Genomic DNA, 26,098 nt, shown 5'->3' with positions numbered 1-26,098 from the left:
GTCAGATCGGCGAGTTCATCAGCGAGTCGGCGGCCATGTCGATGTAGTCGAGCAACTGGCGGCGATGCGCGGCGTCGAGCGTGGTGTCGTCGATCGAGGCGATCGCGGTGTGCATGCACCGCAGCCACGCGTCCCGCTCGATCGGGCCGATCTTGAACGGGTGGTGGCGCATCCGCAGCCGCGGGTGCCCCCGCTCGTCGGAGTAGGTGCGGGGACCGCCCCAGTACTGTTCGAGGAACATGCGCATGCGGCGCTCCGCCGGGCCCAGATCCTCCTCCGGATACAGCGGCCGGACGACCTCGTCCTTGGCGACCTCTTCGTAGAAGCGCGCGGTGATCTTCCGAAACGTCTCGGCCCCACCGATCGCGTCGTAGAAGGTCTGCTCGTCACTCATCGTTGCTCACCATTCCCTCTCGCCCGCCCATTGTGCCTGCTTCTGCAGTAAGGGCGCCGGGGCGGTACGGGACGTTCACACCCCGACCGCAACATGTCGGCGAATTCGGGGTGCGATGTCGCGGCATCCGTGGTGCACTATTGCCAGTCTTCCGGAGGTCGCATGAAGCACCGCAGCAGCGCACATCGACAACTCCCGCCCGCGGAGACCCTCGACGGGGTCCCGGGGGCCAACACTCTGCGGGTCGTGCGCGACCCCGGTGCCCTACCGGACTGGTTCGCGTTGAGGGTGCTGCTGCTCAACGCCACCTTCGAACCGCTGACCGCGCTGCCGGCGCGCCGCGCGGTGGTGCTCATGACCTGCGGCAAGGCCGACACGGTGCACGAGGACCCGCAGGCACCGGTCGTGCACTCGGCGGAACGGTCCGTGCAGCTTCCCTCGGTGATCCGGCTGCGCACCTTCGTCCGCGTGCCCTACCACGCGCGGGTGCCGATGACCCGGGCCGCGCTCATGCACCGGGACGGCAACCGGTGCGCCTACTGCGGCGCCAAGGCCGAAACCATCGATCACGTCGTTCCGCGCAGCCGCGGTGGCGAGCATTCCTGGGAGAACTGCGTCGCCTGCTGCGCGTCGTGCAACCACAAGAAAGCAGACCGGTTGCTCAGCGAACTGGGCTGGACGTTGCGGGCCTCACTGGTGCCGCCGAAGGGTCGGCACTGGCGTCTGCTGGCCACCCTGCCGGAGCTGCATCCGACCTGGTTGCCGTATCTGGGAGAGGGCGCCGCCTGAGCGCAACGGAGACATCCCGGGCCAAGTGCGCCGGGATGGTACCGGCTGGGCTACCGTTTGCGGTGTGAGCATTCTCGAGACAACCCTGATATTCGTGGGCATCCCGTTGCTGGTGGTCCTGATCGTCGCGGGGCTGGGCTACATCGGGCCGAAGTACGCGACCCCGAATCCGGCCGAGTACAAGCTCGGTGACAAGTGGGATCACGAGCCGGTGCTGTGGAGCGCTGTCGACGAGGTGACCGGACACGGACACCACGGTGGGCACGGACACGCCGGTTCGGCGACGGAACTGATCGGAGGTACCGCAAGTGGCAAGTGGTGACGTGATCCACGCCCCGGCGATCGCGCCGGAGAACCTGCCGTACGCCGCCGCACTGACGGCGAGCGGACGCATCTCGCGGGCCATCCCGGCCGGCCTCGACCACACGTTCGACGAGAACCCGCCGTTCGCCGAGCGGGACCTGATCGCGCTCGACGACGCACTCTCCGAGGCCACCCGCGCCACCAAGGTGCGGTTCAACACCTACATCGGCGATGCGACGGACCCGGCGGCGGCCACCGACGCGGTCTTCCCGCAGACCCCCGAGGCGGCGCGTTCGGTGCTCATCGCCGTCTACCCGAACCAGCGGTCGATCCAGATCCGCAGCGGCGTCGACGTCGCGGATCGCGTCACGGACCGGGTCGCGCAGCTCGGCGTGACCGCCGCGGTCGCGTCCTTCGGCCAGGGCCACCTTCTCGACGGCCTGGTCAGCGCCGTCCGCGTCATCGCGAACGCGATCGTCGCGCCCTGATCTTCGGCGCTTCCCACTGAGGGGTGTCTCCCTGCTGTTCGGCAGCGGGGAGACACCCCTCAGTGGTTTTCTGGAGACAGCCGCTTTCAGGAGGCGTCGAAGGCGCGGGCCTTCAGCGACCGCACGATGCCGGCGCGGCCCTCGACGACGAGCCGGCGCAGCGCGGGCGGCAGGTCACCGGCGAGGAACTCGTCGGCCGCCGCGACCGACGCCTCCGAGATCGACCACGCCGGGTACAGGCCGACCACGACGGTCTGCGCGACCTCGCTCGATCGCCGCTCCCACACGCCCGGAACGTCCGCGAAGTACCGCGCCACGTACGGCTCGAGCAGTTCGCTCTGGCCGGCCGGGGCGAACCCGCCGATGATCGCGCGGGCGGTGATGTTCGGGACCGTGTCGTCGAAGATCACCGTCTGCCACACCTGTTCCTTGACCGCCGCCTGCGGACGGGCCGCCCGCGCGGCCGCCGCCTGACGGGCACCGGCGGCCGTCGGATCGCGCTCGGCCTCCGCGTCGATCACCGGGGACTCGACACCGTCGGCGTCGATCTCTCCGGCCGCGGCGAGCGCCTGCACGATCCGCCACCGCAGATCCGTGTCGACGACCAGCCCCGGCAACCCCACCGTCGACGGATCGGCGGCGAGCAGCTCGGCGAGCACCTCGGTGTGCCACGCCGACAACTGCGCCGTGGTCAGGGCGTTGACGAAGGCGAGCTGATGATCGGATCCCGGCTCGGCCGCGCGGGCCAGTTCCAGCAGCCGGTTCGCGTAGTCCGCCCAGCCCTGGCTGTCCGCCCACGCCGGATCCGCGTAGCTGCCCAGCGCGGTGTGTGCCTGCATGAGCAGCCGTTGCACGACACCCACCTCGCTCTCGGCGGCCACACCGCGCTGCACGAGCGCCACGAACTCGCGGGCCTTGAGCTCGGCCTGCCGCGTCATCTCCCACGCCGCCGACCACACGAGCGTGCGGGGCAGCGGCTCGGCGATGTCGCCGACCCGCTCGATCACCGTGCGCAGCGACTGCTCGTCGAGCCGCACCGAGCAGTACGTCAGGTCGTCGTCGTTGACGAGCACGAACTGCCCGCGCGGCACCCCGACGAGCTCCGGCACGTCGGTGCGGGCGGCGGCATCGACATCGATCTCGACGCGGTGGGTGCGCAGCAGCTTCCCGGAACCGTCGTCGTCGTACACGCCGATCGCCAGGCGGTGCACCCGGAACTCGCCTTCACCCGGCTGCGCTCCCTCCTGCACGACCGTGAACCGGGTGAACTTCCCGTCGGCGTCGACCTCGAAATCGGGGCGCATGATGTTCAGGCCCGTCGTCTTGAGCCACTGCGCGCCCCACCCGGACAGGTCGCGGCCCGACGCCTTCTCGAGCGCCGCGAGCAGATCGTCGAAGGTCGCGTTGTCGTAGGCGTGGTCGCGGAAGTAGTCGCGGAGACCCGCCAGGAACGGTTCCTCGCCGACGTACGCGACGAGCTGCTTGAGCACCGACGCGCCCTTCGCGTAGGTGATGCCGTCGAAGTTGACCTCGACGGCCGCCAGATCGGGGATGTCCGCGGCGATCGGATGCGTCGACGGCAGCTGATCCTGGCGGTACGCCCACGACTTCTCGACGTTCGCGAACGTCGTCCACGCGTTGGTGTACTCGGTCGCGCGGGACTGGCACAGCACCGAGGCGAACGTCGCGAAGGACTCGTTGAGCCACAGATCGTCCCACCAGCGCATGGTCACGAGGTCGCCGAACCACATGTGCGCCATTTCGTGGAGCACCGTCTCGGCGCGCCGCTCGTACGACGCGCGGGTCACCTTCGACCGGAAGACGTAGTCCTCGAGGAACGTGACGGCCCCGGCGTTCTCCATCGCGCCCGCGTTGAACTCCGGCACGAACAACTGGTCGTACTTACCGAACGCGTAGGGCACCCCGAAGTTGCGGTGATAGAAGTCGAAGCCCTGCTTCGTCTCGGTGAACAGCCGGTCGGCGTCCATGAACTCTGCGAGCGACGCGCGGCAGTAGATGCCCAGCGGAATTGTGCCGTGCTCGTCGGTGTACGCATCCGTCCACACCGAGTACGGGCCGGCGATCAGCGCGACCAGATAGGTGCTCATCCGCGGTGTCGTGCGGAAGATGTGCTTGCCGGGCGTGGCGGCGACGGTCTGCACCGTCTCGGCGTTGGAGATCACCGCCCAGTCCTCCGGCGCGGTCACCGAGAGGTCGAACGTGGCCTTCAGGTCCGGCTGGTCGAAGCACGCGAACATGCGCTTGGCGTCGGCCGTCTCGAACTGTGAGTACAGGTACACCGCACCGTCGGTGGGATCGACGAACCGGTGCAGACCCTCACCTGTATTCGTGTACAGGCAGTCCGCGTCGACGACCAGTTCGTTGCGTTCGGCCAGCCCGGTCAGCGCCAGACCGGTGTCCTCGGTGTAGCCGGACACGTCGAGGGGGGAGCCGTTGAGCGTCGCCGAGTTCACCTTCTGCGCGATCAGGTCGATGAACGTCGACGCACCCTCGGTGGCTCCGAACGTGACCGTCGTGATCGAACGGAACGTGGTGGTGCCGGGTGCGCCCGCGCCGTCGGTGAGATCGAGTTCGATGCGGTAGTTGTCGACCGACAGGATCGCGGCCCGTTCAGCAGCCTGCTCACGGGTCAGATTCGGTGGTGCCACGAAGATCTCCTTCTACACGACGGGTTGCGACGAACCAATCCCACCACGTGCGGACACCGTGGACCCGTCGGACCCGCTGCGGGCGGCGAAGCTCACCCCGCGAGATCGGCCAGCGCCACACCCGGATCGGCGAGCCTCGCCCGATCCACGGCGGTGCCGGAGCCCAGCAGCGCGCGGATCTCGTCGCCCGCATCCCAGATGTTGACGTTCATCCCCGCCCGCACCCGATCGTCGGAGTCGAGCCAGAACGCCAGGAACTGCAGGCCCGCGACGTCGCCGCGGGTCACGACCGTCGCATCGCGCGGTGCGTGCCCCACGTACTCCATGCCCAGGTCGTACTGGTCGGTGAAGAAGTAGGGGAGCCGCTCGTAGGACGCCGGCCGGCCCAGCATCGTCGCCGCCGCGACCGCCGGCTGATTCAACGCGTTCGCCCAGTGCTCGACGCGGACCCGGCCGCCGAGCACCGGATGCTCGGCCTCGGCGATGTCGCCGACCGCGACGATGTCCGGGTCGCTGGTGGTCAGCGTGCTGTCGACGAGGACCCCGCCGTCGACGGCGAGCCCCGCCTCCCGCGCGAGCTCGATGTTCGGCACCGCGCCGACGGCGAGCAGCACCGCGTCGGCGGGGACGACACCGCCATCGCCGAGGCGCACCCCGGTGGCGCGACCCGATTCGACGACGATCTCCTCGACCGACGTCTGCAACCGCAGGTCGACGCCGTGCGCGCGGTGCAGGTCCGCGAACACGGCACCGATCTCGGGGCCCAGCGCGGCCTGCAACGGCTGTGCGGCCGTCTCGAGAACCGTCACCTCCGCGCCGTGCCCGCGGGCGTTCGCGGCGACCTCGAGCCCGATCCAGCCGGCGCCGACGATCACCAGGCGGGCCCCGTCCGCGCGCACCACCGAGAGCAGCGCGTCCGCGTCGTCGACGGTGCGCAACACGTACACCCCCGACGCGTCGGCGCCCGGCAGCGGGATCGTCCGGGGCCGCGAGCCGGTCGCGAGCGCCAGCTTGTCGTAGTGCAGCACCGAGTCGTCCGGCAGCGTCACCGTGTGTGCGGCCGGATCCAGCGCCGTGGCGGTGGTGCCCAGGCGCAGCTCGATCCGGTGGTCGCGATACCAGTCGCCGCGCTGGACGGTGAAGTCCAGCAACCGCTTGTTGCCGGCGAAATACTCCTTCGACAGCGGCGGTCGCTCGTAGGGCAGATGCTCCTCGGTGCCGAGCAGCACGATGTGCCCGGGGAAATCGCGGGCGCGCAGTTCCTCGGCGGTCTTGGCACCGGCCAGTCCGCCGCCGACGATCACGAACGTTTCTTCGCTGGGCATCGCAGTCTCCCGTGTCACGAGTCGTGCGGTCGATTCGACCGTACGGTGTGCCGCGCGGGCGCTGGTGCGGTTCGGGAAGAATCCGGCTTGCTGCGACGTTGTGCTGTCGACAGCATCGGTTGTCGTCGACGTGTCGACGACGGGACATCTGAGGAGAATTCCGTGAGCGAAGCCACCGCCAAGGACCCCGTGAGCGAAGCGATCACCAAGGACACTGCCGACTTCTGGTTCGACCCGCTCTGCCCCTGGTGCTGGATCACCTCGCGATGGATCCTCGAGGTCACCAAGGTGCGCGACATCGAGGCGCGTTTCCACGTCATGAGCCTCGCGGTCCTCAACGAGGGACGCGACCTGCCCGCCGAGTACGCCGAGAAGATGAAGAAGGCGTGGGGTCCGGTGCGTGTGGCGATCGCCGCCGCCCAGAAGTACGGCGACGAGATCCTGGACCCGCTGTACACGGCGCTGGGCACGCAGATCCACAACGAGGGCAACGACGACTTCCCCGCCGTGATCGGCAAAGCCCTCGCCGATCTGGGCCTGGACCCGGAACTGGCGAAGGCCGCCGACACCGATGCCTACGACGAGGCGCTGCGCGCGAGCCACGCCGCCGGCATGGACGCGGTGGGCCCCGATGTGGGAACCCCCACGATCCACGTCAACGGGGTCGCGTTCTTCGGCCCGGTGCTCTCGAAGATCCCGCGCGGCGAGGAAGCCGGCAAGGTGTGGGACGGCGTGGTCGCGCTCGCGAGCTACCCGCACTTCTTCGAACTCAAGCGCACCCGGACCGAGGGTCCGAGCTTCGAGTAGATCCGGTAGGCCGGCAGCCAGTTCCGAGGATTCGGGCAATCCGTCGGGTTGCTGCCGGCCTCCCGCATACGGGGTGCTCCGTGCCGTTCGTCGGCCCCGCATCGGGCTCGTTAGACTCTTGACTCATGCGCGTTTACCTGGGTGCCGACCACGCCGGCTTCGAACGTAAGAACCAGATCATCGAACACCTGACCGCCAACGGTCACGAAGCCGTCGACTGCGGCGCACACGAATACGACGCCCAGGACGACTACCCCGCGTTCTGCATCGAAGCGGCTCGCCGCACCGTCGCCGACGAGGGCAGCCTCGGCATCGTCCTCGGAGGCAGCGGCAACGGCGAGCAGATCGCCGCGAACAAGGTGCCCGGCGCCCGCTGTGCCCTCGCGTGGAGCGTCGAGACCGCCAAGCTCGCCCGCGAGCACAACAACGCGCAGCTCATCGGCATCGGTGGTCGCATGCACACGCTCGAGGAGACGCTCGCGATCGTCGACGCGTTCCTGGCGACCCCTTGGTCGAACGAGGAGCGGCACCAGCGTCGCATCGACATCCTCGCCGAGTACGAGAAGACCGGCGTCGCTCCCGCCGTCCCCGGCGCGTAGTCCGGGGGCCCGGTGCCCGAGGGACACATACTCCACAGGCTCGCCCGCCTGCACCAGCGGCACTACGCCGGTGCGGCGGTGCGGGTCTCGAGCCCGCAGGGGCGGTTCTCGGACGGTGCCGCGCTCGTCGACGGGCGGGTACTCACCCACGCCGAAGCGTGGGGCAAGCACCTGTTCCATCACTACGAGACCGGCGCCGTGGTGCACGTGCACCTCGGCATCTACGGCGAGTTCACCGAATCCGCGCTGCCGCTCGGCCCGCCGGTCGGTCAGGTGCGCATGCGGATGATCGGGGTCGAGCACGGCAGCGATCTGCGCGGCCCCGCGGCGTGTGATGTGCTCACCCCCGACGAGGTCGACGCCATCGAGGCCCGGCTGGGGCCCGATCCGCTGCGCGCCGACGCCGACCCGGATCTGGCGTGGGCGCGGATATCCAAGTCCCGCACCGCAATCGGATCTCTGCTCATGAACCAGGCGGTGATCGCCGGGGTTGGCAACGTGTATCGGGCCGAAGTGCTGTTCCGCCACGGCATCAGCCCGGAACGACCCGGAAAGAACCTGTCGCGCACCGAATTCGACGCTATGTGGGCGGACCTGGTCGAACTCATGCAGATCGGGATGGAGCGCGGCCGTATGCACGTCGTTCGGCCCGAACACGATCACGGCGCCCCGGCCTATGCCAAGGACCGGCCCCGCACCTACGTCTACCGCCGCGCCGGTGATCCCTGCCGCGTGTGCGGCACCCCCGTCCTGCATTCGGTCATGCAGGCGCGCAACCTGTTCTGGTGCCCGACCTGCCAGCCCGCCTGACCGTCACGACCCCGCCCGACCGTCACGACACGGATTCGTCCGACTCCTCGCCGAGGACGTCCCGGAACCCGGTGCGGATGCACTCCTCGAACACGGCCCGTTCCGGCACTGCCCCGACGTCGAGCGTGACGCCCAGGCAGCACGTGCCGAGATACGACACCATCGTCACGTTGAACGCCGACCCGAGTGTCGGCCCGAAGGCGTAGTACCGCTCGGCCCGCGCACCCGCCACATACAGCGGGACCGGGGATCCCGGCACGTTCGAGGCCAGGAAGTCGACGTGCTCGAGCATGCTGCCGACCACCGCCGGCGGCAACATGTTCAGCGGAGCGGCGAGCACCTCGCCCATATCGAGCGCCGGTTCCGCCCGCCACGCACGGACGATCGACTCGATCTCCCGCATGAGGTCGTCGACGTCGCCGCCGTGTACCGGAAGCGCGAATCGCGCCAGGTTGATGCGGTTGCCGCCCATCTCGTCGTCCGGTCGGCGCACGCTCAGCGGCATCGTCACCCGCAACGACTCGACGTCGGCGTCGTGAGCGCGGTGATAGTGGTGCAGGCCGACGACCAGTGCCGTGAGGAAGGCGCTGTTGACGGTGCATCCGGCGCGATGCCCCGCCGCGCGGAGCCCCTCGAGCGGGACATCGAACGAGAACAGCGCCCGGCCCAAGGCGCGTTCGGTCATCACCGGCGACGCGGTCGTCGTGATCGGCCGCAGATAGCGGGCCACCGACGACACCGTGCCGAGCACACCGCGCGCGGCTCCGACCGGGTCGGTGACCACCGCGCGGGTCGCGGGCCACACCGACCGCAGTCCCCGGCCGACCATGCCGCGGGCCTGGGACCCGTAATCCTCGAGCAGTTCGGTCACGAGGTCCCACGAGCCGAGGCGCTCGGGTTCCGGGGGAGCGGGCGGTTCCGGCCGCGGGGTGCCCTCCCGCGTGAAATCGACGATGTGCGCGGTGATCTGCATGCCACCGAGACCGTCGGTGAGCGCGTGGTGCACCTTGAGCAGGATCGCTGCGCCTCCGTCGGCGAGGCCGTCGACGACGGTCAGCTCCCACAGCGGCCGGGCCCGGTCGAACGCCGTCATGGCCGCGATGCGGGCGAGTTCCAGGACGTCGTCGATCGTGCCGGGGGACGGCAGCGCGGTGTGCCGCAGATGCCAGGACAGGTCGAAGTCCGGGTCTGCGACCCAGCGTGGCGCGCCCAGGCCGAACGGGACGGACACGACCCGGTGCCGGAAGTGCGGGACGTCCCGGGTGCCGCGGTCCATCATCTCGACGACGCGGTCCCAGTCGGGGGACGAATCGAGTGTGATGACGGCGACGATCGTCGAGCGCAGCGCGGGGTCCTGCTCCATGCTCCACGTCAGGAAATCGGTCTGCGCCATGCGCCGTCCTGCGGTGCCCATGTTCGGACGATCCCACATTTGCGAGCGCCGCAGCCAGAGTCCACGATCCCGGCCGTTCCGGTCGGAAGTCCCCGAACACCGGTGGCCGCCGATCGGAGCGGCTGCCTACGTCGACAGGATCGACAATTCGGCTGCGCCGGTCAGAAGTCGAACCCGCCCCCGAAGTCGCCGCCACCGAAGTCGAACCCGCCCCCGAAGTCGCCGCCGCCGCCGAAGTCGTCACCACCGCTGAAGTCGTCTCCGCCGCCGAAATCGTCTCCGCCGAAGTCCTCACCGCCGCCCACGTCACCGGCGTCCGCGGTGCCGTCGCCGACACCGCTCTCGAACGCCTGCGCGTCGTACGGCACCCCGGCCATGCCCGAGAACATCGCCGAGAACAGCAGCATCGAGCCCACGCCCCAGGCGCCCGCGACCAGCGCCGGCTTCCACCACGGTTCCGAGTACCAGCCCGCCGGCACCGGACGGCCCGCGACCCGGCCGCCGGGGTAGTAGTTCGGCGTCCGCGGCGACGGGGACGGGGATGCGGACACCTGCCGGCCCTCGAATTCGATCTGCCGTTCCTCGGTGACGGCGCCGGCCGACTTCTGGCCGTCGAGCGGCGGGATCTCCGGTCCGGGATCCATGCCCATCGCGATGCGGGCCGCCCGGATGTAGTACAGCCCTTCGAGAGCGCTCTGCTTCGCGAGGCGCGCCTGCGCCGGCGTCTGCGCCTGCTCGATCTGCGAGCCGGCCGCGTTGTAGCGCTCGGACGCGTCCGCGAGCGCCTGCTTGGAGGCGTCGTCGGTCCCGGTCAGGTTGTAGATCTGACCGCCGAGACGCTCGATCGCCTGACGGGCGTCCGCCTTCGCATCGTCGAGACGGACCGCGCTGTGGCCGGACGATTTCTTCTGGCTCCGCGACACGAAGTACACGACCGCGCCGACGGCAAGGACGATGAGCAGGAGTTCCACGGCGATGCGCCTTCCGACTGTGCGTGCGGGTACGACGCCCAGCCTACCGACGGTCAGCTCTCGAGGACTGCGAGCAGACCGGCGCGGATGCAGTCGTCGAACATCTCGGCGTCGCGCACCGCGTCGGTGTCGATCGTGAACCCGAGACAGCAGCTGTCCAGGTACGACATCAGGGTCGCGTTGAACGCCGAACCGAGCGTCGGCCCGAAGCCGTAGTACTTCTCGATCTTCGCGCCAGCCACGTACAAGGGCACGTGCGATCCCGGCACCGTGCAGGCGAACACGTCGTCGTGGTCGAGCGGGTCGTCGATCACCGCCGGCAGCAGGTTCGGTGGGGGTGCGAGGTGCCGGCCGGGTTCGGTGGCGGGGCCGGAGTACTCGTCGAGCAGTCGCATGAGCAGCGCCGGATCGTCGGCGGGGACCGGCAGGTCGGCTCGGGCCAGGCTGATACCGGCACCGCCGTTCCCTGTACCACCGTTCTCTGGGGCCAGCGGCATCGCCAGGCTCAGCTCGTCGACGTCGATACCGCAGCGGAACCGGTAATCGGCCAGCCCGAGCAGCACCGCCGCGAGGAACGCGCTGTCCAGGGTGCTGCCCGCGCGCTCGGCGGCCGCCCGCAACTCGGTGAGCGGCACGTCGACCACGTGCAGCCGGCGGGCGCCGGTCCTGGCGGGTTCGGCGGACGACGTGAACCACCGCAGCGGCGCCGCGAGGGACTGCACCAGTCCGCCGATCGACTCGACGAGGGAACCGAACGAGCCGGCTGCCCGATCGGTCGCGTCCTCCGCGGTCGTCGTTTCCGGCTCGGGTTCCGGGTGTTCGTGACCGTGTCGTTCGAGGTCGACGATGCGGGCGGTGATGTGGGTGCCGTCGGCGCCGTCGGCGTACGCGTGGTGAATGCGGATCAGCAGGGCGGACTGGCCGCCGAGCAACCCCTCGACCAGCGTCAGCTCCCACCCGGGATGTTCCGGGACCGCGGCGGCGGAGGTCGTGCGGGCGTAGTCGAGAACGTCGTCGAAGGTCGCGGGGGAGGGCAGGGTCACCCGATCGAGTTGCCACGGCAGGTCCGAGTCGTGTTCGCCGGCCCATCGCGGCGGCGCCAACCCGAACGGCACGTCGAGAACGCGGTGCCGGAACGCCGGCGTTTCGGGGGTTCCGCCGGAGAGCATCTCGCCGACCCGATCCCAGTCGGGCGAGGCGTCGAGCAGGACGGCGGCGACGATCGTCGACCGCAGCGCCGTCTGCTCAGAGGGCGCGGCGGGACGGCCGGAAGCGTCGTTCATGCTCGGAACGTTCTCATACCGACACCGGCGGAACCCGTTCGATCTCGGTGTGATGACCGTTTCGAGTCGAAACGGTGACCGGGAGGAACAGGAACGGGGTGCCCGGAAACGACTCACGCCCGCCACCGGAAGTGGTGGCGGGCGTGAGGTCCCGTGGAGGGGATGACGGGAATCGAACCCGCGTAGCCAGTTTGGAAGACTGGGGCTCTACCATTGAGCTACATCCCCGCGAGCAAGCGACTTCTGCCGGGATCGCCGTCTCCGTCGCTGCCGGATGAGACTGTACCGAACCTCGCTTTGGATTTCATAATCGGGGGGCCGTAGGATTCCTCAGCGGGTCCCCGGGCGGTCGACGGGAACCGGTTGGACGACGGGATGTGGCGCAGCTTGGTAGCGCATCCGCTTTGGGAGCGGAGGGTCGCAGGTTCAAATCCTGTCATCCCGACCAGAACGAACGGCGGCGGAGAAATCGGCGCCTGTAGTCAGACCTAGACAAGAGCACGACACAGAAGGAGCATGTCCGTGAAGAGCACCGTCGAGCAGCTCAGCCCGACGCGAGTCCGTATCAACGTTGAGGTGCCCTTCGAGGAGCTCCAGCCTGATTTCGACCGCGCGTTCAAGGCTCTCGCCAGCCAGATCCGCCTGCCCGGCTTCCGTCCCGGCAAGGCTCCCCGCAAGCTGCTGGAGGCTCGTGTCGGCCGCGGCGCCGTGCTCGAGCAGGTCGTCAACGACGCGATCGGCCCCCGCTACAGCGAGGCCGTGACCACCAACGACGTCAAGGTCATCGGCCAGCCCGAGATCGAGCTCACCAAGATCGAGGACAACGTCGAGCTGGCGTTCACCGCCGAGGTCGACGTCCGCCCCGAGATCACCCTCCCCGATTTCTCCGAGATCGCCGTCACCGTCGATCCCGTCGAGATCACCGACGAGGACGTCGCCGAGCAGCTTCTCTCGCTGCGCCAGCGCTTCGGCACCCTCAAGGGTGTCGAGCGGCCCGTGCAGGACGGCGACTTCGTCTCCATCGACCTGTCGGCCACCGTCGACGGCGAGCCCGTCCCGGAGGCCGCGACCGAGGGCCTGTCCCACGAGGTCGGCTCCGGCCAGCTCATCGAGGGCCTCGACGAGGCCATCATCGGTCTCGAGGCCGGTGGCTCCACCGAGTTCACCTCGAAGCTCGTCGCCGGTGAGTTCGCCGACAAGGAAGCCGTCGTCACCGTCAAGGTGAACTCCGTCAAGGAGCGCGAGCTTCCCGCCGAGGACGACGACTTCGCGCAGCTCGCGAGCGAGTTCGACACCCTCGACGAGCTGAAGGCGGACCTGCGTGAGCGCGTCGAGCGCGTCAAGCAGGTCGAGCAGGCCGGCCAGATCCGCGACAAGGTTCTCGAGGCTCTCCTCGAGGCCGTCGAGGTCCCGCTGCCCGAGGCCGTCGTCCAGGCCGAGATCGACAGCGCGCTGCACGACGCCATCCACGCGCTCGACCATGACGAGACCAAGCTCAACGAGCTGCTCGAGGAGCAGGGTTCGAGCCGCGAGGAGTTCGACAAGGACGCCCGCGAGTCCGCCGAGCGTTCCGTCAAGACCCAGCTGCTGCTGGATGCGATCGCCGAGGCCGAGGGCACCACGGTCGAGCAGCAGGAGCTCACCGAGCGCATCTTCTTCCAGGCGCAGCGCTACGGCATCCCGCCGGAGCAGTTCATCCAGCAGATCAGCCAGGCGAACCAGCTCGGCGCGATCTTCGCGGACGTGCGTCGCGGCAAGGCGCTCGGCAGCGTCGTGAACAAGGCGACCGTGACCGACACCACCGGTGCGACCGTCGACACCGAGACGCTGTTCGGTTCGAAGACCGAAGAGGGCGCCGAGGCCGAGGCCGAGGGCGCGGAGAACGAGGCTGCGGCCGACGAGTCGGCCGAGTAGAACACGCTGATCGTTCCGCTGTAAGCGAATTGGGGCGGCACCGGGCATCCGGTGCCGCCCCGCTTTCGTTAGTGTCTGTGTCAGCAATCCACGATTGACGAGAAGGCAGGTACCGTGACTCCTCAGAATCCGGCGACATCCATCGGTCCGACGATGACCTCGGCCACCGCTGGGCTGAACCTCAGCGACTCGGTCTACGAGCGCCTGCTCCGCGAGCGGATCATCTTCCTCGGTACCCAGGTCGACGACGACATCGCCAACAAGCTCTGCGCCCAGATCCTCCTGCTCGCGGCCGAGGATCCGGAGCGCGACATCTCTCTCTACATCAACTCCCCGGGTGGTTCGGTGACCGCCGGTATGGCGATCTACGACACCATGAAGTTCGTCGAGTGCGACGTCGCGACGTTCGGCATGGGCCTGGCCGCCTCGATGGGACAGTTCCTGCTGTCCGCCGGTACCAAGGGCAAGCGGTACGCCCTTCCGCACGCGCGGATCATGATGCACCAGCCGTCCGCGGGCATCGGTGGTACCGCCAGCGACATCGCGATCATGGCCGAGCAGTTCGCGCACACCAAGCGGGAGATGGCCGAGCTCATCGCCGAGCACACGGGTCAGACGGTCGAGCAGATCACTGCCGACTCCGACCGGGACCGTTGGTTCACCGCGGCCGAGGCGCTCGAGTACGGCTTCGTCGACCACGTCGTGTCCCGGGCCACGCAGGCCGGCGGCACCGGCAACTAGCCGACCCCGACGATCCGTCCCCCGCATCACGAACTTCTTGGAGAAGCGATGACCAACCTTTTCGATCCCCGCGCTCTGGGCGGAGCCGCACCGGCCGGCCCCTCCTCGCGCTACATCCTTCCGTCGTTCATCGAGCACTCGAGCTACGGCGTGAAGGAATCCAACCCCTACAACAAGCTGTTCGAGGAACGCATCATCTTCCTCGGCGTGCAGGTCGACGACGCGTCGGCGAACGACGTCATGGCGCAGCTGCTGGTTCTCGAGTCGCTCGACCCGGACCGCGACATCACCATGTACATCAACTCGCCGGGTGGCTCGTTCACGTCGCTGATGGCGATCTACGACACCATGCAGTACGTGCGCGCCGACATCACCACCGTCTGCCTCGGCCAGGCCGCCTCGGCCGCGGCCGTGCTGCTCGCCGCCGGCACCCCCGGCAAGCGTCTCGCGCTGCCGAACGCCCGCGTGCTCATCCACCAGCCCGCCACCGGCGGTATCCAGGGCCAGGTCTCCGACCTGGAGATCCAGGCCGCCGAGATCGAGCGCATGCGTCGCCTCATGGAGACCACGCTCGCCAAGCACACCGGCAAGGATCCCGACCAGATCCGCAAGGACACGGACCGCGACAAGATCCTCACCGCGGCCGAGGCCGTCGAATACGGCCTGATCGACAACGTGCTCGAGTACCGCAAGCTCTCGGCACAGAAGTGACCGGCACGGCCCGGTCCGAGGCACCGCCACCGCGGGCTTCCGGACCGGGCCGGTCCACACGCGGCGGAACGAAATCCCGGTGCGCCGCACGAAGAAAACTGCGCCGCACGAAGAAAACACTGTGCGCCGCATGAGGAAACCACAGTGCACCACACAAATATGACCTTCGAAACGCGGACAACAGGTCGACCTGCGTGGTGATCTCCGGGTACGGTCGAACCGAGGCGCGCTCGCCGGACCGGCACTGTCGGCGGTCCCGGGGTCGGTTGCACGCACACGAGGAAGTAGGGGACCTGACAGATGGCACGTATCGGTGATGGCGGAGATCTGCTCAAGTGCTCGTTCTGCGGAAAGAGCCAGAAGCAGGTCAAGAAGCTCATTGCAGGCCCCGGTGTCTACATCTGCGACGAGTGTATCGATCTCTGCAACGAGATCATCGAGGAAGAACTGGCCGAATCCAGTGAGGTCAAGCTCGACGAGCTGCCCAAACCGGCCGAGATCCGGGAATTCCTCGACAACTATGTGATCGGCCAGGACTCCGCGAAGCGAACCCTCGCGGTCGCGGTCTACAACCACTACAAGCGCATCCAGGCGGGCGACAGGACCCGCGACGCGCGCGGCGAGACCGTCGAACTCGCCAAATCCAACATCCTGCTGCTCGGCCCCACCGGCTGCGGCAAGACCTATCTCGCGCAGACGCTGGCGAAGATGCTGAACGTGCCGTTCGCCATCGCCGACGCCACCGCCCTCACCGAAGCCGGCTATGTCGGCGAGGACGTGGAGAACATCCTCCTCAAGCTCATCCAGGCCGCGGACTACGACGTCAAGCGGGCCGAGACCGGCATCATCTACATCGACGAGGTCGACAAGATCGCCCGCAAGAGCGAGAACCCCTCGATCACCCGCGACGTGTCGGGGGAGGGCGTGCAGCAGGCGCTGCTGAAGATCCTCGAGGGCACGCAGGCGTCGGTGCCGCCGCAGGGCGGACGCAAGCACCCGCACCAGGAATTCATCCAGATCGACACCACCAATGTGCTGTTCATCGTGGCCGGTGCGTTCGCGGGCCTCGAGCGGATCGTGTCCGATCGCGTCGGCAAGCGAGGAATCGGTTTCGGCGCCGAGGTGCGCTCGAAGGCCGAGATCGACACCACCGACCATTTCGCCGAGGTCATGCCGGAGGACCTGATCAAGTTCGGTCTGATCCCCGAGTTCATCGGCCGCCTGCCCGTCGTGGCGTCCGTGACGAACCTCGACAAGGACTCGCTCGTCCAGATCCTGTCCGAGCCGAAGAACGCCCTCGTCAAGCAGTACGTCCGCCTGTTCGAGATGGACGGTGTGGAACTCGAGTTCACCACCGACGGACTCGAAGCGGTCGCGGACCAGGCGATCCTGCGAGGCACCGGTGCCCGCGGCCTGCGCGCGATCATGGAGGAAGTGCTGCTGCCGGTGATGTACGACATCCCGAGCCGCGACGACGTCGAGAAGGTCGTGGTGACCGCGGAGACCGTCACCGACAACGTGCTGCCGACGATCGTTCCCCGCAAGCAGGACCGCGAGCGTCGCGACAAGACCGCCTAGGCTCCGAACTTCGACGGCTCCGAACTTCACGACCACGGCCCCCGGCATCTGCCGGGGGCCGTGTCGGTTCTGCGGGGGCCGTTCCTGCGGATTCGGTGCTCAGCGCAGCTTGACGCTGCCGCCGTCGACCATCAGCGTCTGACCGGTCATGTACGAGGCGTCGTCGCTGGCGAGGAACACCGCGACCCGGCCGATGTCCGATTCCGGGTCGCCGAAGCGGCCCAGCGGCGTCTTCGACAGCAGCGCCCGCTCGACGCCGGGGTTCGCCTCGATGTATGCCTGGACGCCCTCGGTGAGCGCCAGCGGGGAGATGACGTTGACGTTGATGTCGTCGGCGGCCCACTCGTTGGCCGCGACCCGGCTGATCGCGCGGATCGCCTCCTTGGCCGCGGCGTAGGAACTCTGCGTCACGTTGCCCTCGATGCCGGCTCCGGACGCGAAGTTGATCACCGAACCGCGGTTCGCGGCCAATTGGGCGTGCGCGGCCTTCATCAGCCGGAAGGTCGGGTAGAAGCCCGTTCCGAAGGACAGGTCGAGCATTTCCTGCGTGGTCTCGAGCAGCGGTGCCTGCTTCGACGCGTGCGCGTTGTTGACCAGCACGTCGACCTTCCCGAACGCGTCGACCGCAGCCGCCACGATCCGGTCGGCGCTCGTCTCCTCGGAGATGTCCGCTTCGAGGAATCGTGCTGTGCTGCTTCCCAGTTCGTCTTCGAGCGCGGCACCCGCGGTCGCGTCGACGTCGACGAACAGAACCTTCGCGCCTTCCTTGGTGAACGCGCGGACGATGCCTCGTCCGATACCACCGGCGCCGCCGGTGACGATCGCAACCTTGCCTGCAAGCCTCATGTCGTGCGTCTGCTTTCGGTCTCGGATCCGGTCAGTCGATGGCGAGTGCGGGCTTCTCCAGCTCGGCCACGCTGTACGCCGAGTACGTCTCGTACCTGCCGCGGCCGGTGAAGTAGGTGGACAGCTGCTCGTCGAGTTCGTTCACCGTGAACTCGGATCCCGCTGCGTCGAAACGGTTCTCGACCTTCGGTGAGGCCATGAGCGCGACCATCTTGCCGTACACGACGAAGACCTGGCCGGTGATCTCGTGGGACGCGGGCGATGCCAGGTAGGACACCAGGGTCGCGACGCGTTCGGGTGCGAGGGGATCGAGTCCGCCGTTCGGGTTCTCGTTCTCGCCGAACGTCCCGGCGGTCATCGCGGTCCGGGCGCGCGGGCAGATCGCGTTCGCCGTGACACCGTAGCGGGCCAGGCCCTGTGCGGTGGACAGGGTCAACGCGGTGATTCCCGCCTTGGCCGCCGAGTAGTTGGGCTGCCCGGCCGAACCGAACAGGAATGCCTCGGAGGAGGTGTTGACGACCCGGCCGTAGACGGGGGCGCCGGCGGCCTTGCTCGCATTGCGCCAGTGCACGGCGGCGGCGTGCGAGGTGGCGGCATGGCCCTTGAGATGGACGCGGATCACGTCGTCCCAGTCGGACTCGGACAGGTTGAAGATCATCTTGTCGCGCAGGATGCCCGCATTGTTGACCAGGATGTCGAGGGAGCCGAACGTGCTCACGGCCTCGTCGACGAGACGGCCGCCGAGCGACCAGTCGGAGACGTCGCCGGTGACGGCGACCGCCCGGCCTCCTGCCGCGGTGATCTCGTCGGCGACGTCGTGCGCGGCCGGGCCCATGTCGTTGACGACGACCGCGGCGCCTGCGGCGGCGAGAGCGAGCGCCTCGGCGCGGCCGAGACCCGCGCCGGCTCCGGTGACGACGGCGGTGCGGCCGGCCAAGCTGACTGATTCGCCCATGCGATCTCTCCTGTGTGCGGATGCCACGGGTCGCAACGCGCCCCCCGGGGCAGAACTAGTATTGGTTCTAGTTTGTGGCGTGGACCGGACGGCCGGTCCGGCGCTGTCCCACTGGTCGGGAGTAGCCGGAATCGCCGGGGTGACAGATGTCACGGTGTCGCGACGGTTTCCACCACTGTGTCAGAAGGAATCTCGATGTCGCTGAACCTCGCGGACCTGTTCGAAGCCATCGCCGACGCCGTCCCCGATCGCACCGCGATCATCTGTGGGGACAGCCGCCTCACCTACCGCGAACTCGATGCCGCAGCCAACCGGCTCGCTCACCATCTGGCCGGTGCGGGGATCTCCGCAGGTGAGCACGTCGGTCTCTACATGCGCAACAGCACCGAATTCGTCGAAGCGCTTCTGGCGATCCTGAAGATCCGGGCCGTCCCGATCAACATCAACTACCGCTACGTCGACGCCGAGCTGGCCTACCTGTTCGCCAACGCCGAACTCGCCGCCATCGTCGCCGACGGTGAGTTCGCGCCCAGGACGGCCGCGGTCCTGCCGCGCACGCCGACGGTCCGGCACATCGTCACCGTGGGACCGGCCGACGACGTCGACTGGGGGACGGTCACCACCGCCGACTTCCACAAGGCGGTCGCCGCGGAGTCCGACGCGCGCGACTTTGCACCGCGCAGCGGCGACGACCAGTTCATCATCTACACCGGTGGCACCACCGGCATGCCGAAGGGCGTGATGTGGCGCGCCGAGGACTTCTTCTTCGCGGCACTGTCCGGCGGCAACTCGATGGGGGAGCCGCACTCGGACATCGCGTCGGTTGCGAACCAGGCCGCGAACATGCCGGAAATGACGTGGCTGCTCACCGCGCCGCTTATCCACGGCGCCGCGATGTACAGCATGTTCAGTGCCTTCTGCCTCGGCGTCTCGCAGGTCGTGCTCCCGGCGTTCGACGCGAAGGAGGTGCTCGCGGTCGTCGAACGCGAACGCGTGATGACGATGACGATCGTCGGCGACGCGATGGCCCGTCCGCTCGCCGACGCGATCGCCGAACACGGCTCCGAGTACGACCTGAGTTCGCTGTTCGTCGTCGGGTCCGGCGGCGCGCTGTTCTCCAAGCAGGTCCGCGAGCAGCTCGTCTCGCTGCTGCCGAACGTCATGGTGCGCGACGGATTCGGATCCTCCGAGTCCGGCATCGACGGCGATCTGTCGATCGGCGAGGACGGCCGGATGCGGATCGCCGCGAAGCCGACCGTCAAGGTCGTCGACGAGCGGATGCGCCCGATCGAGCCGGGTTCCGGCGAGATCGGCTATATCGCCCGCGCCGGCCACGTGCCGCTCGGGTACTGGGGCGACCCGGAGAAGACCGCGGCGACCTTCCCGGTCATCGACGGGGTCCGCATGTCGGTCCTCGGGGACATGGCCGAAGTCGAGGAGGACGGCACGATCGTGCTGCTCGGACGCGGCTCGCTGTGCATCAACACCGGTGGGGAAAAGGTGTATCCCGAAGAGGTGGAGATGGCCATCAAGAGCCACCCGGCCGTGATGGATGTGCTCGTCGCGGGAGTCGAGGACGAACGCTACGGGCAGCGCGTCGGAGCCGTCGTGCAGCCGCGCGAGGGCCACGCGGTGCCCGAGCTCGACGAGCTGATCGCGCATGTCGCCGACCGGATCGCCGGCTACAAGGTGCCGCGACTGGTCGTCGGCGTCGACACGATCGTGCGTTCTCCCGCGGGCAAGGCCGACTACCGGTGGGCCAAGGCAACTCTCGAAGCCGCGAAGTAGTCCCTGTACCGGTCGCGGTCGCGGGTGCGCTACCCGTGACCGCGACCGGGTCCGGTTCCGGGCGCAAGGGCGTCGGCAGCGAATCGTGCTGCCCGGTCGAAGCTCTCGGTGCCGTCGTCGTCCGGGTTCTGACGCCAGTGCCGCAGCGTCGAGACGTACACGGCGCCGACCATCTGCGCGAGGAACGGCAGCGGGTAGTCGGTGCGGACCTCGCCGCGCTCGACACCGGGCTCGACGATGCGCAGCATCTGCTCGTCGAATCGCTGCGTGCGTTCGCGGGCGGTATCGGGTGTGCCGAGATCCCTTTCGATCTCGCCGGTGACCGCCCGCATGTAACCGGGATACCGACGTGATTCACGCGCGAAGTCGGCGAAGACGCCCGCGATCCGTTCCGCGGTGGTGAGGTCCTGCGCGAGCAGCTGGTCGATCAGGGTTGTCAGCGCGTCCATGTGACTCGCGTGCAGAGCCGTGATCAGGTCGTCCTTGCTGGGGAAGTAGTTGAAAACCGTTGCGCGCGAGACGTCGGCGAGATCGGCGATGTCCTCGATCGTCGAACCGGCGACGCCGCGTTCGGCGAACAGCCGTCTGGCCGCGTCCAGCATGCGCTGCCGGGTCCGCAGCTTGTTCCGCTCGCGGCGACCGAGTGCCGTGGGCTCGCTCATGGTGTCCGCACTTTCCTCGTCGGGCCTCTCGTTCCGCCGTACGCGTGGGCGAGGCGCTGAGTCGTTGTCAGCGTAGAAGGTTCGCCCGGACTTGCGAGAATTCCTGGAACGGGTTCCAAGAAGTTGGACCAGCGTCTATCTTTGTCCCCAGGGGGTCGGCAACGGGGGTGACTACATGGGACAAGGCGCTCCCGTCGCAGGGCGGATCGAAAATGCTTACGCAGCACGAGATCCGCCACGATCGCGACCCTCATCCGAACACCCCGCTTCGACGCGAACGATTTCCGGCAACCGCAGCGCGTCGCACGGGCTTACTTCGTCGACGAACGGGAGGTACGGGCATGACCGCCGAGAGTGTGGTGCCTGAAGGTGCGGAGCAGGAGATCAAGACCAGCGAGACCGACCTGGACGAGCTGCGCGGCCGGCTCGAAGGCCGGCTCGGCGAGCGTCTCGGCGCCGACGCGCCGCCGCGTGTCCACAACCTGACGCGACCGGAACACTCCGGAATGTCCAGCATCTCGGTCCTGTTCGATCTCGACTGGACGAAGGACGGTGCGGAGCAGACGGCACAGCTCGTCGCCCGGCTCGCCCCCGAGGAGGACGCGTATCCGGTGTTCCCCGGCTACGACCTGCAGCGCCAGTTCGAGGTCATGACCGCCGTCCGCGAACACGGTGGCATCGCGGTGCCGAAGGTGCGGTGGGTCGAGACCTCCGCGGGCCCGCTCGGCCGGCCGTTCCTCGTGATGGATCGCGCCGAAGGTGTCGTGCCCGTGGACAACCCGCCGTACGTGTTCACCGGCTGGCTGCTCGACGCCGACGACGACACCCGCAGGGCCGTGCAGAGCGCGAGCGTGAAGGTTCTCGCCGACATCCACGCGATCGTCGATCCCGCGTCCAAGTTTCCCGCGCTGGTCGCTCCGGACGGGCAGTCGAGCCTGCGTCGGCACTTCGAGAACGAGTGCGCCTACTACGAATGGACCCGCCGCGAGGACGGGATTCGTATCCCTGTGCTGGAGAAGGCATTCGACTGGCTCGAGGAGAACTGGCCGGCCGAGCCGTCCGCGGACGTGCTGTGCTGGGGCGACGCGCGGATCGGCAACATCATGTACCGGGGCACCGACGTCGCTGCGGTCCTCGACTGGGAGTCGGCTGCGCTCGCTCCCCGCGAACTGGATCTGGGCTGGTTCATCTTCTTCCATCGCATGTTCCAGGACATCGCCGACCAGTTCTCGATCCCCGGCCTGCCGGGATTCCTCCGGCGCTCGGACGTCGTGGCGGAATACGAGAGGATCTCCGGCGTCGAGGTCCGCGACCTCGACTTCTACCTCGTGTACGCCGCACTGCGCCACGGCATCGTGATGTCGCAGATCATGCGGCGCCGCGTGCACTTCGGGGAAATGGAGATCCCCGCCGACCCCGACCGTCTGGTGCTCCACCACGCGATGCTCGCGCAGTTGATCGACGATTCCTACGATTGGGAGAAGTGACGCCGATGAAACCGGTTCAGCTCGACGAATATCCGATTCACCAGTCGCCGCTGTCGCTGGGTCGTGTGTCCTCCACGGACCGGAATTTCTACGACCGCAACTACTTCAACGCCCACGACGGCACCGGTGACATCTTCCTGATCACCGGTTTCGGGGTCTACCCGAACCTGAGTGTCGTCGACGCGTTCGTCACCGTGCGGCACGGTGACTCGCAGGTCGCAGTCCGGTTCTCGGACGCGCTCGACGAGCGTTCGATGGAGAGCAAGGTCGGCGGCTATCGGCTCGAGGTCGTCGAGCCCCTGCAGAAGATCCGGGTGATCTGCGAGCACGACGACCTCTCGTGCGACATCACGTGGGACGGCTCGTTTCCCGCCGTGCTCGAGGAGGCGCACATCCTCATGTCCGGTCCGCGACCGATCCTCGACGCGTCCCGCTTCGCCCAGGTCGGTAGCTGGTCCGGCACCCTGTCGGTGCAGGGCAAGGACTTCGCCGTCGATCCTGAGATCTGGATGGGCACGCGCGACCGCTCCTGGGGGATCCGTCCCGTCGGCGAGCCGGATCCGCAGGGTCGCTGGACCTACGAGAACCGTGGCGGCCACTACTGGACCTACGTCCCGCTGCGCTTCGACGACTTCGCGCTCGTCGTCATCGTGCAGGAGTCGCAGGACGGGCACCGCACCCTCAATCACGCCACCCGCGTCTTCGCGGACGGCCGGGTCGAGCAGTTGGGCTGGCCCCGCGTCGAGGTGAACTACCGCAGCGGCACACGGCATCCCGAGTCCGCACGGCTGCACCTGACCACGCCCAATGGCGAGCCCGTCGTCGTGGACATCGAGCCCCTCGGGTTCATCTCGCTGAGTCACGGCGCCGGCTACGGCGGTGACCCGGAGTGGACGCACGGCGAGTGGAAGGGCGAGAACTGGTCGTCGTCGTCCTTCGTGGACACCACCAGCCGGGACTTTCTGGGCCGGCTCCCGTTCTCCACCATCGACCACGTCGCGAAGGCGACCATCGACGGCCGGGTGGGCTGGGGCATGTTCGAGCACGCGGTCATGGGACGCCACGATCCGTCGGGCTTCACCGGCTGGCTGGACATGGCGCCGTAGCGAGCCGAAAACGCAAGGGGCGGTGTGGTGATCGATGCACTGCCCCTTGCGGTCTGTCCTCAGTTCCCGGTGTCCTGCGCGGCCATCGCGGCGAGCGCCGGTGCGATGAACGTGCGGTGTACGTATGCGCCGAACCCGCCGTCGACCGGAAGATCCGCGCCGCTGATCCAGGTGGACTCCGACGACGCGAGGAACAGCAGGGCGTCGGCGATCTCCTCGGGGCGACCGTGCCGGCCCGCCCACGCCGCGGCGCCGTTGATGGTGTCCTCACCCATCGTCGCGGTGAAGTCCTTCAGCAGCGGCGTGCCGATCGTGCCGGGGGAGACGCTGTTCGAACGCAGCCCGGTGGCCTTGCCCTCGACGGCCAGGTTCTTCGACCAGATGATGACGGCCTCCTTGGAGAGGCTGTAGCACGCGCCTTCGATACCGGGATGGTTCGCGAACGTGTCGAGCGCGGCGTCCCAGTCGTCGACGGCGAGGAACTGGTTGAGCAGGTCGTAGTGTTGCTGCCACATGAATCCGGCCTGCGAGGCGGTCGTGACGACGGTGGGCCCCGGTGTGAACTTCGGGGTCAGCGCGCGCGTGAGGTCGCGCGGTGCGAGGGTGTTGATCGACAGCACGGTCCGCCACGGCAGGGTCGCGGCGACACCGGCGTTGTTGATGAGCGAGTCGACGGGACCGGCGATCTGCTCGGCGATGTCCAGGACGCCGGCGTGCGTCGACAGATCGCCCACCACCATCCGGGATATCGCGGGATCGGTGCTCTCGACTCGATCGACGCCGATCACGGTGGCGCCCCGGGCGGCGAGCTTGGTGACGGTGGCAGCGCCGACCCCGGACGAACAGCCGGTGACGACGACGGTCTTGCCGGAGAAATCGGGCATGGAGCCCTCCTCGTGACAGCGGTGGGCGCCGGTCGGCGTTCCCGGCGCAGTGCGTCGATTCGTTCGAACTGGATACGGGTGTGGGCACTGTAACACCGGTGAGCTGGTCGTGAAGGCAATTTTCCCAGCGCTACAGGCGATCTCGTGCCCCCGGTGTGTCTCCGACATCGGCGCTGAGCAGTGTGGTCCCGCTCGGTGGGATGGACGGGGGAGCGGCCCGTCGGCGGAATAGAATAAATTTCAGTATTCGGGGAGCAGGGAGTGGACATGAGCAACGTCGTCATCGTCGAGGCCGCGCGGACGCCGATCGGCCGTCGTCGCGGGCAACTGTCCGGAGTGCATCCGGCTGTGTTGCTGGGCGCCGCCCAGAAGGCCGTCCTCGACCGGACCGGCCTGCCCGCGGACCGGATCGGGCAACTCGTCGGTGGCGTCGTCACCCAGGCGGGGGAGCAGTCCAACAACGTGACCCGCCAGGCATGGCTGCACGCCGGGTTCCCGTACCGCACCGCCGCCACCACCATCGACTGCGCGTGCGGATCGTCGCAGCAGGCCGTCCACATGGTCGCCGGGCTCATCGCGTCCGGGCAGATCGACGCCGGAATCGGCTGCGGCGTCGAGGTGATGAGCCGCGTATTCCTCGGCCAGGCCAACACACCCGGCACCGGCAATCCCTACCCGGACGACTGGACCGTCGACATGGGCGACCAGTTCACCTCCGCCGAACGGATCGCCGCCCACCGGGGGATCACCCGCGCCGACGTCGACGCGTTCGGGCTGGAATCGCAGCGACGCGCAGCGCTGGCGTGGAGCGAAGGCCGCTTCGACCGTGAGATCGTCCCGGTGGTCGCGCCCGTCGTCACCAAGGACGGCGAACCCACCGGGGAGGTCGCGACCGTCACCACCGACGGCGGCCTCCGGGACACCACCGCGGAGGCGCTGGCCGGCCTGAAACCGGTGATGGACGGCGGAATCCACACCGCCGGCAACTCGTCCCAGATCAGCGACGGCGCGGCCGCGGTGATGCTCATGAACGAGGACAAGGCGCGCGCGGCAGGCCTGCGCCCGCGAGCCCGGATCCTCGCGTCCACCCTCGTCGGCTCCGACCCGTACTTCCATCTCGACGGCCCGATCGACTCCACCCGGGACGTCCTCGAACGCACCGGAATGTCGCTGTCGGACATCGACATCGTCGAGATCAACGAGGCGTTCGCGTCGGTCGTCCTGTCGTGGGCGCAGGTTCTCGATGCCGACATGAGCAAGGTCAACGTCAACGGCGGCGCGATCGCGCTGGGACATCCGGTCGGTTCCACCGGTGCCCGGCTGATCACCAGCGCCCTGCACGAACTCGAACGCTCCGATCGTTCCACCGCGTTGATCACCATGTGCGCGGGCGGGGCGCTGTCCACCGCCACGATCATCGAGCGCATCTAGACCGTTCCACCTGTACCCGCGCCATCCCGGCTGTGCACCCCCCACCCGCCGAATCCCCCGCCCCTATCCGAGCGAATGTATCGTTCGTCTCCTTGGATCGAGCGAACGGTACATTCGCTCGGAAAGGCGGAGGGGTGGCGAAACTTTCCCGAGCTTCCGACCTA

Annotated in this window: 24 protein-coding genes and 2 tRNA genes; 15 read left to right on the top strand and 11 right to left on the bottom strand. The window is 68.3% G+C overall.

Annotated elements, in window-relative coordinates:
• Position 1: 1 nt before the first annotated feature.
• Positions 2-394: a globin gene (locus ACWDTS_RS14310; RefSeq protein ID WP_197251994.1), complete on the bottom strand. Its 393-nt coding sequence runs from the start codon at positions 392-394 to the stop codon at positions 2-4.
• 162 nt (positions 395-556) lie between these two features.
• On the opposite strand from ACWDTS_RS14310, the gene ACWDTS_RS14305 reads away from it, so the two are divergent.
• From ACWDTS_RS14305 to ACWDTS_RS14295, 3 genes are all read left to right on the top strand, one after another.
• Positions 557-1,183 carry an HNH endonuclease gene (locus tag ACWDTS_RS14305; RefSeq protein WP_197251993.1) on the top strand — a complete coding sequence of 209 codons (627 nt, stop codon included), beginning with the start codon at positions 557-559 and terminating at the stop codon, positions 1,181-1,183.
• Between the two features lie 64 nt (positions 1,184-1,247).
• The gene (gene ctaJ, locus ACWDTS_RS14300) at positions 1,248-1,505 is read left to right on the top strand and encodes an aa3-type cytochrome oxidase subunit CtaJ (RefSeq protein WP_450118452.1); all 258 of its coding nucleotides are present in this window, start codon (positions 1,248-1,250) and stop codon (positions 1,503-1,505) included.
• Positions 1,492-1,974: a DUF5130 family protein gene (locus tag ACWDTS_RS14295; protein WP_450118451.1), complete on the top strand. Its 483-nt coding sequence runs from the start codon at positions 1,492-1,494 to the stop codon at positions 1,972-1,974. The genes ctaJ and ACWDTS_RS14295 overlap by 14 nt, the downstream gene beginning before the upstream one ends.
• 86 nt (positions 1,975-2,060) lie before the next feature.
• Here the strand turns inward: ACWDTS_RS14295 and pepN are convergent, their stop codons facing one another.
• Together pepN and ACWDTS_RS14285 are read right to left on the bottom strand one after the other, a co-directional pair.
• Complete coding sequence (gene pepN, locus ACWDTS_RS14290) at positions 2,061-4,643, bottom strand: aminopeptidase N (RefSeq protein ID WP_450118450.1); 2,583 nt, start codon at positions 4,641-4,643, stop codon at positions 2,061-2,063.
• A gap of 92 nt (positions 4,644-4,735) precedes the next feature.
• Positions 4,736-5,968, bottom strand: coding sequence for an NAD(P)/FAD-dependent oxidoreductase (locus ACWDTS_RS14285; RefSeq protein WP_450118449.1), 1,233 nt, complete (start codon positions 5,966-5,968; stop codon positions 4,736-4,738).
• Positions 5,969-6,157: 189 nt separating this feature from the next.
• Between ACWDTS_RS14285 and ACWDTS_RS14280 the strand changes: the two genes are divergently transcribed.
• The 3 genes from ACWDTS_RS14280 (at position 6,158) to ACWDTS_RS14270 (ending at position 8,184) form a co-directional block, all read left to right on the top strand.
• Positions 6,158-6,775, top strand: coding sequence for a DsbA family oxidoreductase (locus ACWDTS_RS14280; protein ID WP_450118477.1), 618 nt, complete (start codon positions 6,158-6,160; stop codon positions 6,773-6,775).
• 125 nt (positions 6,776-6,900) lie between these two features.
• Positions 6,901-7,374 carry a ribose-5-phosphate isomerase gene (locus tag ACWDTS_RS14275; RefSeq protein ID WP_248673946.1) on the top strand — a complete coding sequence of 158 codons (474 nt, stop codon included), beginning with the start codon at positions 6,901-6,903 and terminating at the stop codon, positions 7,372-7,374.
• A 12-nt stretch (positions 7,375-7,386) separates the two neighbouring features.
• Positions 7,387-8,184 carry an Fpg/Nei family DNA glycosylase gene (locus ACWDTS_RS14270; RefSeq protein ID WP_450109457.1) on the top strand — a complete coding sequence of 266 codons (798 nt, stop codon included), beginning with the start codon at positions 7,387-7,389 and terminating at the stop codon, positions 8,182-8,184.
• A 22-nt stretch (positions 8,185-8,206) separates the two neighbouring features.
• Here the strand turns inward: ACWDTS_RS14270 and ACWDTS_RS14265 are convergent, their stop codons facing one another.
• The 4 genes from ACWDTS_RS14265 to ACWDTS_RS14250 form a co-directional block, all read right to left on the bottom strand.
• Positions 8,207-9,577 (bottom strand): wax ester/triacylglycerol synthase domain-containing protein, encoded by a 1,371-nt coding sequence (locus ACWDTS_RS14265; protein WP_450118448.1) that lies wholly within the window; start codon positions 9,575-9,577, stop codon positions 8,207-8,209.
• Between the two features lie 161 nt (positions 9,578-9,738).
• Positions 9,739-10,548 (bottom strand): DUF1542 domain-containing protein, encoded by an 810-nt coding sequence (locus ACWDTS_RS14260; RefSeq protein WP_450118447.1) that lies wholly within the window; start codon positions 10,546-10,548, stop codon positions 9,739-9,741.
• Between the two features lie 53 nt (positions 10,549-10,601).
• Positions 10,602-11,831: a wax ester/triacylglycerol synthase domain-containing protein gene (locus ACWDTS_RS14255; RefSeq protein WP_450109460.1), complete on the bottom strand. Its 1,230-nt coding sequence runs from the start codon at positions 11,829-11,831 to the stop codon at positions 10,602-10,604.
• Positions 11,832-11,985: 154 nt separating this feature from the next.
• Positions 11,986-12,059 (bottom strand) — tRNA-Gly (locus tag ACWDTS_RS14250).
• A 143-nt stretch (positions 12,060-12,202) separates the two neighbouring features.
• Here ACWDTS_RS14250 and ACWDTS_RS14245 point away from each other — a divergent pair.
• From ACWDTS_RS14245 to clpX, 5 genes are all read left to right on the top strand, one after another.
• Positions 12,203-12,279, top strand: a tRNA-Pro gene (locus ACWDTS_RS14245).
• A gap of 74 nt (positions 12,280-12,353) precedes the next feature.
• Entirely contained in the window at positions 12,354-13,745 is a 1,392-nt protein-coding gene (gene tig / locus ACWDTS_RS14240; RefSeq protein WP_197251983.1) for a trigger factor, read from the top strand.
• A 114-nt stretch (positions 13,746-13,859) separates the two neighbouring features.
• Positions 13,860-14,486, top strand: coding sequence for an ATP-dependent Clp protease proteolytic subunit (locus tag ACWDTS_RS14235; protein WP_450109461.1), 627 nt, complete (start codon positions 13,860-13,862; stop codon positions 14,484-14,486).
• A 48-nt stretch (positions 14,487-14,534) separates the two neighbouring features.
• Positions 14,535-15,197 (top strand): ATP-dependent Clp protease proteolytic subunit, encoded by a 663-nt coding sequence (locus ACWDTS_RS14230; protein ID WP_197251981.1) that lies wholly within the window; start codon positions 14,535-14,537, stop codon positions 15,195-15,197.
• A 300-nt stretch (positions 15,198-15,497) separates the two neighbouring features.
• Positions 15,498-16,775, top strand: a complete 1,278-nt coding sequence (gene clpX / locus ACWDTS_RS14225) for an ATP-dependent Clp protease ATP-binding subunit ClpX (protein ID WP_197251980.1) — start codon at positions 15,498-15,500, stop codon at positions 16,773-16,775.
• A 99-nt stretch (positions 16,776-16,874) separates the two neighbouring features.
• Here clpX and ACWDTS_RS14220 read toward each other — a convergent pair whose 3' ends face one another.
• Complete coding sequence (locus ACWDTS_RS14220) at positions 16,875-17,621, bottom strand: SDR family NAD(P)-dependent oxidoreductase (RefSeq protein WP_450118446.1); 747 nt, start codon at positions 17,619-17,621, stop codon at positions 16,875-16,877.
• Between the two features lie 31 nt (positions 17,622-17,652).
• Complete coding sequence (locus ACWDTS_RS14215; protein WP_450109463.1) at positions 17,653-18,576, bottom strand: 3-oxoacyl-ACP reductase; 924 nt, start codon at positions 18,574-18,576, stop codon at positions 17,653-17,655.
• Between the two features lie 195 nt (positions 18,577-18,771).
• Between ACWDTS_RS14215 and ACWDTS_RS14210 the strand changes: the two genes are divergently transcribed.
• Entirely contained in the window at positions 18,772-20,364 is a 1,593-nt protein-coding gene (locus tag ACWDTS_RS14210) for an acyl-CoA synthetase (protein WP_450118445.1), read from the top strand.
• A 29-nt stretch (positions 20,365-20,393) separates the two neighbouring features.
• On the opposite strand, the gene ACWDTS_RS14205 is transcribed toward ACWDTS_RS14210, so the two are convergent.
• A complete protein-coding gene (locus tag ACWDTS_RS14205; RefSeq protein ID WP_450118444.1) occupies positions 20,394-21,026 on the bottom strand; it encodes a TetR/AcrR family transcriptional regulator in 633 nt (210 codons plus the stop codon).
• 341 nt (positions 21,027-21,367) lie between these two features.
• On the opposite strand from ACWDTS_RS14205, the gene ACWDTS_RS14200 reads away from it, so the two are divergent.
• Positions 21,368-22,513: a phosphotransferase family protein gene (locus ACWDTS_RS14200; protein WP_450118443.1), complete on the top strand. Its 1,146-nt coding sequence runs from the start codon at positions 21,368-21,370 to the stop codon at positions 22,511-22,513.
• A gap of 5 nt (positions 22,514-22,518) precedes the next feature.
• Positions 22,519-23,619, top strand: a complete 1,101-nt coding sequence (locus ACWDTS_RS14195; protein ID WP_450118442.1) for a hypothetical protein — start codon at positions 22,519-22,521, stop codon at positions 23,617-23,619.
• Positions 23,620-23,678: 59 nt separating this feature from the next.
• Here the strand turns inward: ACWDTS_RS14195 and ACWDTS_RS14190 are convergent, their stop codons facing one another.
• Positions 23,679-24,503, bottom strand: a complete 825-nt coding sequence (locus ACWDTS_RS14190) for an SDR family oxidoreductase (RefSeq protein ID WP_450118441.1) — start codon at positions 24,501-24,503, stop codon at positions 23,679-23,681.
• Between the two features lie 267 nt (positions 24,504-24,770).
• On the opposite strand from ACWDTS_RS14190, the gene ACWDTS_RS14185 reads away from it, so the two are divergent.
• Positions 24,771-25,934: a steroid 3-ketoacyl-CoA thiolase gene (locus ACWDTS_RS14185; RefSeq protein ID WP_248673941.1), complete on the top strand. Its 1,164-nt coding sequence runs from the start codon at positions 24,771-24,773 to the stop codon at positions 25,932-25,934.
• Positions 25,935-26,098 lie beyond the last annotated feature (164 nt).

It is taken from the genome of Rhodococcus sp. NPDC003383 (genome assembly GCF_053589115.1).
Note: the sequence above shows the minus strand (reverse complement) of the source record. Positions and strands in the feature narration are given on the sequence as shown.